This is a genomic window from Arthrobacter sp. 01T419, from assembly GCF_056398865.1.
This window is the reverse complement of record NZ_JBFTQF010000009.1, coordinates 110374-123183: the sequence shown is the minus strand read 5'-3', so window position 1 is coordinate 123183 and position 12810 is coordinate 110374. Positions and strand designations below refer to the sequence as shown.

Sequence of the window (12810 nt, the reverse complement as noted above, 5' to 3'; positions counted from 1 at the left end):
GCAGCAATGGGCGGCAATTCCAAGAGCAGCACCGACTACGAATTCCTCACCGTCTGGCGCGTCGCGGGAACCCCTGGCGAGGTCATGGACATTTTGGGTGATGCCGGGACGCTGGCCCGGTGGTGGCCGTCGGTGTATTTGACCGTGACGCCGCTGGATCCAGGAAATGCGGACGGAACGGGAAAGGCCTTCTCCCTGCACACCAAGGGTTGGCTGCCGTACACCCTGCGCTGGAGGTTCACGGTCACCGAGCCCATCACCGAGCAGGGTTTCGCGATCTCCGCGAGCGGTGACTTGAACGGCACCGGCCGCTGGACTTTCGAACAGGACGGGCCGGAAACTGTGGTCACCTATGACTGGAGGGTCAGCGCATCGAAACCGATTCTCCGGAGGCTAAGCTGGCTGCTCAAGCCCGCCTTTTCCGCGAACCACCGTTGGGCGATGGCCCGCGGTCAGGAAAGCCTCGCCCTGGAATTACGGCGAAGACGTCCCGGGACGGACCTCTCCAAGGTCCCCCGTCCGGCCCCGCCGACGTTTGCAAGCCGATACCGCTGGCCAAGGAGTACAACGCATGCCTGATGACAACAAAGACGAAGTCCGCTGGTTGCCGCAGCCTGAGGACCAGGACTATCCGGGCGCGGCTGACTATTTGTCCCTGTTGGAATCCGACGACGTCGTTGCCTCCGTGGTAGCGGCGCTCAAGGTTGCGCCCATTCAGCACCGCAAGGCGAAGGACATTCTCCGGGCCGCGAGGCTGGTGCTGCTGCCGGAAGACAACGCCCACGTGGCCTCGGACTTGAAGAAGATCAGGGAAGGCAAGAAGCTCTCGCCCATCCTCATGGTCCGGGGCGACCTGGCCCGGGGCATTCCCGCGCAGGTGGCCGATGGCTACCACCGGGTGTGCGCAAGCTACTACACGAACGAAAACACGGATATTCCCCTCAAACTGGCTGACGCGCCCCGGTAACAACCGCACACCAACCGCAACGCCGGTAGAAGGAGGAACGAGTGTCGTTCTTTCAGCTTTCGCTGATCGCCGCGGTCGCGCTCCTCGGTCCGCTGCTGGCGCTGCCTCGGAAATGGCACCTTCCCGTGGTGCTGGGCCAGTTGCTTGCGGGCATCGCCATCGGGCGGACCGGTTTGGAGTTGGTGGACTCCTCGGACCCCACATTCACCTTCGTGGCCGACGTCGGGTTCGCCCTCATCATGTTCGTCGCCGGGACACATGTTCCCGTGCGGGATAAGGCCATCCGTCCCGCTCTGGGTGGCGGCGCCCTGCGCGCCGGCGTCGCTGCGGTGCTGGCCGCCGTCGTCGGAATCGTCATTGCTCTTTCCTTCGGCACCGGACATGCACCCCTTTATATCGTTCTGCTCGCTTCCTCGTCCGCAGCGCTGGTCCTGCCGATCGTCGACTCGCTGCGGCTGACCGGGCCGAAGGTCCTGACGACGACGGCGCAGGTGGCGATTGCTGACATCGCATGTATCGTGGCGCTTCCGTTAGCCGTCGACCCGCCTAACGCTGGCCGGGCAGCGGTGGGGGCAGCCGTCGTCGCTGCTTGCGCGTTGGTCTTGTTCTTCGTGCTTCGCTGGTTGGAGAACAGCGGCAACCGCGGGCGGCTGCATGACATGTCCGAAGACCGGAAATTCGCGCTGGAGCTGCGGATCCAACTGGCGTTGCTCTTCGCACTTTCAGGGTTGGCGGTCCTGGGCCACGTGTCGATTATGCTGGCCGGGTTCTCCTTTGGCCTGGTCGTCTCCGCGGTGGGCGAACCCCGGCGCCTGGCGCACCAACTTTTCGCCGTCAGCGACGGTTTCCTGGGGCCGGTGTTCTTCGTCTGGCTGGGCGCATCGTTGGACCTGCGTACGCTCGCCGGGAGCCCGCGAATGATTCTCCTCGGGATCTGCCTTGGTTTGGGAACGCTGCTGGTGCATGGAAGCCTCCGGTTCCTCGGCCAGCCGTTGCCGCTCGCGGTGCTGGCTGCATCGCAATTGGGAGTACCGGTTGCCGCCGCCACCATCGGGACCCAATTGCATCTGCTGGAACCGGGAGAAGCCGCGGCCATGATCCTGGGAGCCCTCATCAGCATCGGGGCAAGCACCCTCGCCGGCTCGCGGGCGGCACGAACCTTCTCGCAGGCCGCCCAGGAACCCGCGGGCGAGGGGCCAGCAGGCAAGCCGTCGGAAGGTGGACCGGCCACGGCGGCCGGGTCCCCCGAACCCGCGGCGTGACTTCGGGTAGTCGCGCGGATGGAACATCGTCCTGCATCGCCCTCGCCACTGCCGACGGCCCTGTACGTGCGAGTGTTGGCCAAGTGCAGGGCACCGTTCCACCCTGATCCAACCACGCGTATTATATGGGCAAGGGGTAAGAAGTGCCAGATCCAGAGTGTCGCACTGACCCCATAATGGGTCGAGATAACATGGAAAAAACACCTTCCCAGGCCGATAACCCACGGCAGCACCAGCCCCCGAACCAGGTGGTCAACAGCTACGTCACTCTCCTGAAGCAGATGCGGGACGCGGGCTTTCTACGACGCAGACGCCGCTTCTACATCATCCTCTTCGCCATTCTGATGGCAGCGTGGGCAGGCACATGGACTGGTTTCATCCTGCTTGAGGAAACGTGGTTCCAGTTGCTGATCGCCGCCGGGATGGGAGTGGTACTGACGCAGTTCGGCTTCCTGGCACACGAGGCAGCACACCGTCAGATCTTCGCGTCCAAAGGGATGAATGAATGGTCTGCACGCCTGATCGGCACCGGCTTATGCGGGATCAGTTACGCCATGTGGGCGCAGAAGCACACCCGCCACCACAACCACCCCAACATGATCGACAAGGACCCGGATATCCACACCGGCGCCATCGCCTTCCATCCGCAGGCGGCCGCTTCCCGGCGCGGTTTCATGATCCGCGTAACGCGCCGGCAAGGCTGGCTGCTGTTCCCGCTGCTGTTCTTCCTCGGCCTAAGCCTTCACGTTGACTCATTGAAGTATCTGCTCCGCCGCGGGAACGTGGATCACCGGTGGGTCGAGATCCCGCTTCTGGCGATGCGTCTGCTCGTGGTTCCCGCGCTGGTGTTCTGGCTGCTACCCCTGGGCATGGCGTTCGCGTTCCTGGGTGTGCAGGTGGGCGTGTTCGGGTTCTACATGGGCGCCTCGTTCGCGCCGAACCACAAGGGAATGCCGATCCTGCCAGCCTCCAGCCGGGCGGATTTCCTTCACCGCCAGGTACTCACCGGACGCAACATCGCCGGCGGCAGGTTTATGGACGTCCTGATGGGCGGGCTGAACCGCCAGATCGAACACCACCTGTTCCCGGACATGCCCCGGCCATACCTGCAGTGCGCAGCCGCGTTCGTGCGCTCTACCTGCAGGGAGCAGGGAATCCCCTACACGGAGACCAGTCTCATCGCCTCCTACGCGATTGTGGTCAGGTACTTGAACGCCGTCGGCCTCCTTGCCGGTGGTCCGTTCGAATGCCCCATGGTGGAAAGTTCCAGGCCCCGTTGAACGTAACGCCGGCGCCCGGGGCACCAGTACCCGCCGCGGGCGGCCGTCAGCGGAGGATTGAACTGTACCGAGAGGAAAGTGAGCAATGATGGCATCGGAGCCAGTGACGCCAGGGGCGCTGCCGCCGGAGCAGCCACCCCCGACGGGAGCGGCCGCGGGGACCGACCCTTCTCTCCCCGCTGAGACGAGGCCCACACCAACCCGGTCCGGCGTGGTGTGGGTGGCGGTGGTTACGGCACTGATCCTGCTGGTGCTGTTGATCATCTTCATCCTGCAGAACCAAGAACCCGCCAGGATACTGTTCCTCGGCCTTGAGGGCACGCTCTCCCTGGGCATGGCCCTGTTCATCGCCAGTGTCGCCGGGGGAATCCTCGTAGCTGTTGCAGGCGCAGCGAGGATCATCCAGCTCCGCTCCAACGCCCGCAAGGTACGGATGCTCCACAACCGTGGCTAGCGGCTGCCCCAAACCGACACCCCAGGACCCATAGCGGTTCTCACTGCCGCAAAGTACCGCGGTGGGCTGACCGCATTGCTGCGCCCCTCGTCGGTCAATCAGCGGCGGTCAGGCTACCTGTACCAGCCCACGGCACGGTCGTAACGGCATTCAAGCGCGCCCGTGCCGGGCGCCTCGCCGCCCCCGGCGGGGAAGTAGATGGCGCCGAAATCGGCGCCCTCAGCGTCGATACGTCCCTGGGCCCAGATCTTGGCCGCCTCCAGATCGGTCTCAGGGATGGGTACCCGGATGATGTGATCCGCGCCGAGGTGGATATCCAGCTGGTACTCCCCCGGCCGGGAGGTTCCGGCGTGATGGTCCGGGTCATGTTCGTCGCGCCGACTGATCAGGACCTCGGCGGAGGCGTGGAGAATAGCGGGCTCGCTGGCCGGTTCGCCTTGCTGTTGGCGTTCGATTCGAAGGCCGGATACGACACTCTCCACGGTGTCTTCCTCGGCGACGACGTAGGTGGAGTCGCTGACGTCGGCTTCCGATCCGCCGACGCTTTTTAGGTGCTTCCCGAATTGTTCGGAGCTGGATTGGTTCGAGTTCATGCACCCTCCTAGAGGGTATCCGCGGCAATTGCCGACATTGCCTACTCTAAACCCATTTCTGGCGACTTCGCCTCGTCAGGACAGTCCCTCGCGAACCCGCCGGCTTCGTGACGGGGGCACCCGAACGGGCGGGAACTTTCAGTCGCGAATGGAGGATCCTGGCCAACCCGCGTCACAGGACCCATCCGACAGCCGACCGGCCACGAACCACCGGTAGAATTACGGGGTTGACCGGCCGGACTAGGACGGTCAACCATCCGCTGGAACGCTACCGAGGGAGGACCCGTGCACGCATCGCCTGCCCGGACGCCCTTCCACGCCATCCGTTCAGGCGCTCTTGCCGTCGCCATTGTGGCCCTTGCGGCAGGGGCGCACGTCCTGGCTGGCGGTGAGCTTCCCGTGGCTCCGGTCTTGCTCGCCGTCCTTGCCTTGACCGGTCTCATCACCACCTTGGCCACCCGGTTCAAACTCGGCTTCTTTTCCGTCGCCGCGCTCCTGGGTGCCGGCCAGCTGGCCCTGCACGAGGCGTTCACGGCATTCGGACCGCTTGCCGTCGCGGCTCCGGGATCACCGGCGCACCACATGGGGGTGGAGCACATTGCCCCGGACCTCGGCGCCGGAACAATGCATCTGCACGAACTCGACACTCCGCTCAGCTGGTTGATGCTGACGGGACACGTCCTCGCCACGGCCGCCTCGGCATTGGTCCTGGCCAAGGGCGAAGCGGCACTGTGGCAGCTCGCGGCATGGCTCCGTCCCCTCCTGCAGCTCATCCGACTGATCTTCAGGCCCGACGCCAGCAGCTCGGCCGAAGCGTTCGGCGCACCTGCCGCATTCATCCCCCGCCCATGGCGGAACCTCAGGCAAGACAGCAGACGCGGCCCACCCGCCGTCGTCGTACTCTCCTGACTCCGCCCGGCACCGCCTTCAACTGGTGACGGGCCCATCCCCGTACTTTGGCGTGCTTTCTCGCGCCCTTTGAAAGGCAAAAACCATGAACAATTCCTCACTCCGCCGTACCCTCTCTGCCGCCGCAATCGCCGGCGGCACCGCCGCATTGATGATGGCCGGCCTCGCAGGCGCCTCTGCGCATGTCTCGGTCACCCCGGACAAGACCGCGGCGAACTCCTACGCCCTGCTGACCTTCGGCGTTCCGCACGGCTGCGACACTTCGGGAACCACCAAGCTGACCATCAACCTCCCCGAGGAACTGACAGACGCCACGCCCACAGTGAACCCCAACTGGACCATCGAGAAGGTCACGCAGACCCTGCCCGAGCCCAAGAAGCTGGCCGACGGCACCTCCATCACCAAGCGGACCAGCCAGATCATTTACACGGCCAAGGCCCCGCTGGACCCGCACCAGCGCGATGCCCTGGTCCTGTCCGTCAAGCTGCCCGACGCCGCTGGCAAGACCCTCTACTTCCCCACGCTCCAGAACTGCGAGCAGGGGCAGACAAACTGGGCTGAAATCCCCAAGGACGGCCAGGACCCGCACTCGCTGAAGGCTCCGGCTCCGTCGGTAGCCGTCACCGCAGCCGATGCCGCTGCGGGTAGCGGCCACATGGCCGCTTCAGTCTCTACAGAGCAAGCATCTTCAGTGACCGACGACGGATCGCAAGCCCGCAGCTGGGCCGGTCTGATCGCCGGCGTGGCGGGGCTGGGGCTGGGAGGCGCGGCATTCTTCCGCAGCCGTTCCGCCAAGGCCGCAGAGTCCAAGTAACAACTCCGCGGGATTGGTCCCCGGAACATTACGATCCGGGGACCAATCCGGCGCCGCTGCCGCGCCGCAGTTGACTCAAGCAAATGACGACGAAAGGCTGTGCGCATGACGAATATGCGAGTCAAGAACGGTCTCCTGCTCACGATGGCAGCAGCCTCGGTATTCCTGCTCTCCGGCTGTTTCCAAGGCCAGGCACAGGGCACAGGCACGGCAAGCGGAACGGCGTCGGCATCGTCTTCGGCGTCCGCTTCAAGCACGTCGAGCCCAAGCAGCAGTTCCACGTCATCACCCACAGGGAGCATGACGCCATCCGGCGTTGCTCTCTGCAAAGCGGCCTCGCTGACAGCATCCGTCGATTCCACGGGCGGAGGAGCGGCAGGCAGCGTCTACATGAAGCTCATCCTCACCAACTCCGGCACGGAATCCTGTGTCCTCAATGGCTTCCCGGGCGTCTCACTCACGTCCACGCCCACGGGCGATCCGATCGGCGCAGCCGCCTCCCGCGATGACACGCAGCCGGTGACAGCCGTGGTCCTTGCTCCGGGGAAGGCCGGCTTCGCCCAGCTCCGCTACACGCAGGCCGGCAACTACCCCGAATGCACCCAGGTTCCTGCAGCCGGACTCCGGGTCTACCCGCCCGAGGACACTGCCTCGCTGTTCATCCCGCAGCAACGCACGGCCTGCAGCAACACCAACATCAACCTCCTGAGCGTTCAGGCTTTCCAGGCCGAGTAGGGGCTCGGCTTGGCGCCGCGCGGGAACGAGGGTCAATGACAGTCGGGGGTCCCAATCCGAGCGGATTCACCGGCCGGGTCCCGGAGATCTTCCAAACGCCGCCGGACTGTGAAAGTTCAAACAGCTGCTCGTAAACATAGCCTTCGTCGGGACCTTGGATCCCGTTTATCGGCGCAAGGCCAAGAGTGGTTTGCTCCTTGACCCTCGCCGTTGCCTTGCCATTCCCGGCGACAATGTCCTGAAACGCGATGTCCGAACGGCTAGCCGTATGGACCACACCGAAGGGCACCAGCTTTTTTGGGAGATTCTCCAGCAAAGCAAAATCCCGAAGGACCGCCGGCGCAGCGTCAGGGGTGAAATATTCGTCCACGTTTTCCATGGTCGCGGGAGCGGTTCCGGAAACGATCCGGTGGTTCCGGTAGTCGATCGCCCGGGTGACGACGTTCCGGATCGCCATGACTTCTTCTGGATTAGCCGGGTCCGCATTTTGGGCGCCGGGCTGGCTTGCCGCCGTCGTTCTCGATGCCTCCGGGGCTGAAAACACTCCGGCCGCCGACATCGTGACCGCAATAATCGCAGTAGCGATTCCCGTCGCAACAATGACCCTCGTTTTTCGGCTCACACCGTTGCCTCAGCTCCTGAAGATTCATTCCGGCGGACTGGCGGATTGACCGAAACACTACGGCGCTGAGGGTCCACGGGCAATAGCGAGAACGTTATCTTGTCGGTGCCGTGAGGCATGATGGAGGAATGCAGGAGCGGGAGCTAGCGGGCGGTTCGGGCCACACAGCCATGGACCGCTTCAGCCGTGCCACACGTGACTGGTTCCTCGGCGCATTCACCGCGCCCACGCCGGCCCAAGATGGCGCGTGGAAGGCCATTTCGTCCGGCTCGCACGCCTTGGTTGTGGCACCTACCGGATCCGGCAAGACGCTCGCCGCTTTCCTGTGGGCCCTGGACAGGCTCTTGTCGCTGTCCCCGGAGGACCCTCCTGATGCGCTTCCGGGGCTTCAGGATCCAACCGCCCGCGCCCGCGCCAAAGCCCCCAAACGTAAGACCCGCGTCCTGTACATTTCCCCGCTCAAGGCTCTCGGCGTCGACGTCGAACGCAACCTCCGTTCGCCACTGATCGGCATCACGCAAACCGCGAAACGGCTCGGGTTGCCCGCTCCGTTGGTCAGCGTCGGCGTCCGCTCAGGGGATACGACGACGGCGGACCGCCGCGCGCTGCTCAGCCACCCGCCGGACATCCTCATCACCACGCCCGAGTCCCTGTTCCTGATGCTGACATCGAAGGCCCGGGAGACGCTCAGCGAGGTGGATACCGTGATCGTCGACGAGGTCCACGCGGTTGCCGGCACCAAGCGCGGCGCCCACCTTGCCGTGTCGTTGGAACGGCTCGACGCACTGCTCCCCAAACCTGCCCAACGGATCGGGCTCTCGGCCACCGTGGAGCCACACGAACTCGTGGCTCAGTTCCTCGCTGGCTCGGCACCCGTGGAAGTCGTCGCACCACCGTCGCGCAAGAACTGGAACCTCAGCGTCAGCGTTCCTGTGGAGGACATGTCGGACTTGGCAGGAGCGGCCGGCGCCTTCGACTCAGGACCGGCCTCCGGGCTGCAACCGCAAGCGTCCATTTGGCCGCATGTTGAGGAGAAGATCGTTGATCTTGTCCTGTCCAAGCAGTCAACCATTGTCTTCGCGAACTCCCGCCGCCTCGCGGAGCGCCTCACGGCCCGGCTCAACGAGATCTACGCGGAGCGCCAACTCATGGCGGTGGATGTGTTTTCTGCTGCGGCGGATTCGGTGCCGGCTGATTTTGGGGCGCCTGTTTCTGGGCTGCCGTCCTCGGGACTGCCGTCCTCGACATCGACTCCCGCGCACATGATGGCCCAAGCCGGAAGCACCACCGACGCTGATCCGGTCCTGGCCCGTGCCCATCACGGGTCGGTGTCCAAGGATCAGCGGGCACTCATCGAGGACGACCTCAAATCCGGCCGGTTGCGTTGTGTTGTGGCCACGTCATCGCTGGAACTCGGCATCGATATGGGAGCGGTGGACCTCGTAGTCCAGGTCGAGTCGCCGCCGTCGGTGGCCAGCGGCCTGCAACGGGTAGGCCGCGCGGGCCACCAAGTGGGTGAGATCTCGGAAGGCGTGCTCTTCCCGAAGCACCGGGCAGACCTCGTCCACACCGCCATCACGGTGGAACGCATGCTGAGCGGCCAGATCGAGCGCCTCCATGTTCCCGCCAACCCCTTGGACATCTTGGCCCAACAGACCGTCGCCGCCACAGCCCTGGGAAGCATCGACGTTGAGGAATGGTTCGCCACCGTGCGCCGTTCGGCCCCCTTCGCCACCCTTCCCCGCTCCGCTTTCGAAGCCACCTTGGACCTTCTGGCCGGACGGTATCCCTCGGACGAATTCGCCGAACTCCGGCCGCGCATCGTATGGGACCGCAACGCCGGCACCATCGAAGGCCGCCCAGGGGCACAGCGCCTTGCCGTGACCTCGGGCGGAACCATCCCGGACCGCGGACTCTTCGGCGTCTACATCATCGGCACGGAAACCGAAGGCTCCGGCGGCACCGGTGAGGCGTCCGCGCAGGAGCCCAGTCCGGCGTCGCGCGCTGCCAAAGGCGGCCGACGCGTCGGCGAGCTCGACGAAGAAATGGTCTACGAATCACGCGTCGGCGATGTCTTCGCATTGGGGGCCACCAGCTGGAAAATCGAGGACATCACGCACGACCGTGTCCTTGTCTCGCCCGCCTTCGGCCAGCCTGGGAAGCTTCCCTTCTGGAAGGGTGATTCCTTGGGCCGGCCAGTGGACCTGGGCCGCGCGCTCGGAGCATTCGTGCGGGAACTCTCCGCTGCGGACCAAGGGCCGGCCCTGGAACGCTGCAAGGCCAGCGGCCTGGACGACTTCGCCGCCGGCAACCTGCTCCAGTATCTGGGCGAACAAAAGCAGGCTACAGAGGTCGTCCCCAATGACCGGACACTCGTCGTCGAACGGTTCCATGACGAACTCGGCGATTGGCGGGTGGTGCTGCACAGCCCCTTTGGCATGCCCGTCCACGCACCGTGGGCCCTCGCCGTCGGGCAGAGGCTCCAGCAGCGCTACGGGCTGGACGGCTCCGCCATGGCCGCCGACGACGGCATCGTGCTGCGCGTGCCAATGATGGAAGATGAACCCCCCGGAGCCGAGTTGTTCCTCTTTGACCCGGACGAGCTCGAGCAAATCGTGACGGCGGAAGTTGGGGGCAGTGCTTTGTTCGCCTCCCGTTTCCGCGAGTGCGCTGCCCGTGCTTTGTTGCTGCCGCGGCAGAATCCAGCCAAAAGGCAACCCCTCTGGCAGCAACGGCAACGTTCGGCGCAATTGCTGGATGTCGCCAAGAAATACCCGTCGTTCCCGATCGTGCTCGAAACCGTGCGCGAATGCTTGCAGGACGTCTACGACCTCCCGGCTCTGAAAGACATTGCCGCGTCGATCGAGCGCCGCGAACTGCGCTTGGTCCAGATAACCACGCAGCAGCCCTCCCCGTTCGCCAAGTCGCTGCTCTTTGGCTACGTGGCCCAGTACCTGTACGAGGGTGATTCCCCGCTCGCCGAGCGCCGGGCCGCTGCGTTAGCCCTCGACTCCACGCTCCTGAACGAACTCCTCGGCAGGGTGGAACTGCGCGAGCTCCTGGACGCGAAAGTCATTGAGTCCACGGAGCTCGAGCTTCAACGGCTCGCGCCGGACCGGCGAGTCCGTGGCATGGAAGGCGTCGCGGACTTGCTGCGCTTGCTGGGCCCACTGAGCGTGGAAGAAGTGGCTGCCCGTTTGCAGCCTGAGGAAGGTGCGGTGGCCTCCGCGGATCCGGCCGCGTTGCATCTGGCCGCCGGACTGCATCTGGCCGCATTACGGAAAGCCAATCGCGCCCTCACCGTGACCCTCAGCGGCGTTGAACGATTCGCGGCCATCGAGGATGCGGCACGGCTCCGGGATGCCATCGGCGCTCCGCTGCCCATGGGAGTTCCCCTCGCGTTCATCGAACCCGTCCATGATCCACTCGGGGATCTCGTCTCCCGTTACGCACGAACCCACGGACCGTTCACGGCCGAGGAAGCCGCAACGAGGCTGGGACTAGGCGTCGCCGTCGTGAGCACTGCGCTGAAACGCTTGGCGGCGGACGGCAGGGTGGTGGAGGGTGAGTTCCGCCCGCACCCCAGCGTGCCGGATACGGTTCCCGATGAGGCACCTGACTCGCCCGGGCCGGCGCTGGCGCCGGAGGTTCCCGATGCTTCGCCGGGCAGCGTTCCTCAGGGCACCGTTCTGCCGGGCAGCGAATGGTGCGACGCCGAAGTGTTACGCAAGCTCCGGCGTCGTTCCCTGGCCGCACTGCGAGCTGAAGTGGAACCAGTGGACGCTGCCGCGTACGGCCGCTTCCTGCCCGCTTGGCAAAACGTATCCGTGCCGGCCGCAGGCCGCTCCCGTGGCGCCCCGGCATTGCGCGGGTTGGACGGGATCATGACAGCCATCGATCAGCTCTCCGGCGTGCCCGTTCCGGCGTCGGCATGGGAGCCATTGGTGCTGGCCAGCCGGATCCCCGACTATCAGCCTGCCATGTTGGACGAGCTCATGGCGGCCGGTGAGGTCTTGTGGTCCGGGGCCGGTTCGTTGCCTGGGAACGACGGATGGATCAGCCTCCATGTGGCCGAAGCCGCCGAGCTGACCCTCAACCCGGACCCTGAATTCGCACCCGGAGACGCCCAACTCCGTCTTCTGGAATATCTGCAGACCGGCGGGGGTGCCTACTTCTTCCGGCAACTCACCGAGGTTGCGGGCGGCATGGATGCGGTGCTCAGCGACGACGCCGTGGTGTCCGCGCTGTGGGATCTCGTGTGGGCCGGCCGCATCACAGGCGACACTTTCGCCCCCGTCCGCGCGCTGATTTCCGGGGGTCGCACAGCACACAAGCAGCCCGCCCGGCCACCACGTGCCAGGTCCCTGCGCATGAGCAGGCTTGGCCGCTCGCATGGCACGGGCCTGATGGGATCCCCGGGGCTCACGGGCGGACGCTATGGATCTGTCACCGGAACGGCACCCACTCCCCCGCTGGCTGTGGGCCGCTGGTCGGCACTTCCCGCCCCTGAGCTCGACCCCACCATCCATGCCCGCGGCACCGCCGAACTGCTCCTCGACAGGTACGGCGTGGTGACCCGCGGATCCGTCATGGTGGAGAACATCGTGGGCGGCTTCGGCCTGATGTATAAGGTTCTCGCGCGCCTTGAAGAAGCCGGCCGGTGCCGCCGCGGCTACTTCATCGAGCACCTCGGCGCCGCCCAGTTTGCCGTTCCCGCCACGGTTGACCGCCTGCGCTCCTTCACGGAAGACGCCCAACTCGCCAAAGCCGAGCCTGTCGCTTTGGCACTTGCCGCGACGGATCCCGCCAACCCTTACGGCGCTGCCCTCCCGTGGCCCGCGCTGGCGGTCGACGCCGGATCGGGTCACCGTCCGGGGCGGAAGGCCGGAGCCTTGGTAGTGATAGTCGACGGCGCCTTGGTCCTGTACGTTGAGCGCGGCGGGAAGACCCTACTGACCTTCAGCCACGACGACGCCGTCCTGGCGGCTGCCGCTGCAGCCTTGGTAGGCGTGGTGCGTCGGGGAGCAGTAGACAAGTTGATCATGGAGAAAGTGAACGGCCACGACCTCTTGGACACCCCCGTAGCCTTTGCTCTTGCGGCAGCGGGGGCGTACTCCACGCCGAAGGGATTGAGGATCCGTGCCTGAGATGGGTTCCGTGCCTGAGATGGGGAT

At 65.3% G+C, this 12810-nt stretch carries 11 protein-coding genes; 9 read left to right on the top strand and 2 right to left on the bottom strand.

What is annotated here, in order from left to right:
* Window positions 1–6: 6 nt before the first annotated feature.
* From AC1DLO_RS14570 to AC1DLO_RS14550, 5 genes are all read left to right on the top strand, one after another.
* Window positions 7–579, top strand: a complete 573-nt coding sequence (locus AC1DLO_RS14570) for an SRPBCC family protein (RefSeq protein WP_476890480.1) — start codon at window positions 7–9, stop codon at window positions 577–579.
* The gene (locus AC1DLO_RS14565) at window positions 572–967 is read left to right on the top strand and encodes a hypothetical protein (RefSeq protein WP_476914508.1); all 396 of its coding nucleotides are present in this window, start codon (window positions 572–574) and stop codon (window positions 965–967) included. Before AC1DLO_RS14570 ends, AC1DLO_RS14565 begins: the two co-directional genes overlap by 8 nt.
* A gap of 41 nt (window positions 968–1008) precedes the next feature.
* Window positions 1009–2229 (top strand): cation:proton antiporter, encoded by a 1221-nt coding sequence (locus tag AC1DLO_RS14560; protein ID WP_476890397.1) that lies wholly within the window; start codon window positions 1009–1011, stop codon window positions 2227–2229.
* 191 nt (window positions 2230–2420) lie between these two features.
* Window positions 2421–3509, top strand: a complete 1089-nt coding sequence (locus tag AC1DLO_RS14555) for a fatty acid desaturase family protein (protein WP_476890396.1) — start codon at window positions 2421–2423, stop codon at window positions 3507–3509.
* 85 nt (window positions 3510–3594) lie between these two features.
* Window positions 3595–3963 carry a LapA family protein gene (locus AC1DLO_RS14550; protein ID WP_476914507.1) on the top strand — a complete coding sequence of 123 codons (369 nt, stop codon included), beginning with the start codon at window positions 3595–3597 and terminating at the stop codon, window positions 3961–3963.
* Window positions 3964–4076: 113 nt separating this feature from the next.
* On the opposite strand, the gene AC1DLO_RS14545 is transcribed toward AC1DLO_RS14550, so the two are convergent.
* Window positions 4077–4556 carry a hypothetical protein gene (locus AC1DLO_RS14545; protein ID WP_476890394.1) on the bottom strand — a complete coding sequence of 160 codons (480 nt, stop codon included), beginning with the start codon at window positions 4554–4556 and terminating at the stop codon, window positions 4077–4079.
* Window positions 4557–4841: 285 nt separating this feature from the next.
* Between AC1DLO_RS14545 and AC1DLO_RS14540 the strand changes: the two genes are divergently transcribed.
* From AC1DLO_RS14540 to AC1DLO_RS14530, 3 genes are all read left to right on the top strand, one after another.
* Window positions 4842–5465 carry a hypothetical protein gene (locus AC1DLO_RS14540; protein ID WP_476890393.1) on the top strand — a complete coding sequence of 208 codons (624 nt, stop codon included), beginning with the start codon at window positions 4842–4844 and terminating at the stop codon, window positions 5463–5465.
* An 85-nt stretch (window positions 5466–5550) separates the two neighbouring features.
* Window positions 5551–6279, top strand: a complete 729-nt coding sequence (locus AC1DLO_RS14535; protein WP_476890392.1) for a YcnI family copper-binding membrane protein — start codon at window positions 5551–5553, stop codon at window positions 6277–6279.
* Between the two features lie 105 nt (window positions 6280–6384).
* Window positions 6385–7014 carry a DUF4232 domain-containing protein gene (locus AC1DLO_RS14530; RefSeq protein WP_476890391.1) on the top strand — a complete coding sequence of 210 codons (630 nt, stop codon included), beginning with the start codon at window positions 6385–6387 and terminating at the stop codon, window positions 7012–7014.
* Here AC1DLO_RS14530 and AC1DLO_RS14525 read toward each other — a convergent pair.
* A complete protein-coding gene (locus AC1DLO_RS14525; protein ID WP_476890390.1) occupies window positions 6977–7636 on the bottom strand; it encodes a hypothetical protein in 660 nt (219 codons plus the stop codon). The genes AC1DLO_RS14530 and AC1DLO_RS14525 overlap by 38 nt on opposite strands.
* A 128-nt stretch (window positions 7637–7764) precedes the next feature.
* On the opposite strand from AC1DLO_RS14525, the gene AC1DLO_RS14520 reads away from it, so the two are divergent.
* The gene (locus AC1DLO_RS14520; protein WP_476890389.1) at window positions 7765–12783 is read left to right on the top strand and encodes an ATP-dependent helicase; all 5019 of its coding nucleotides are present in this window, start codon (window positions 7765–7767) and stop codon (window positions 12781–12783) included.
* Window positions 12784–12810 lie beyond the last annotated feature (27 nt).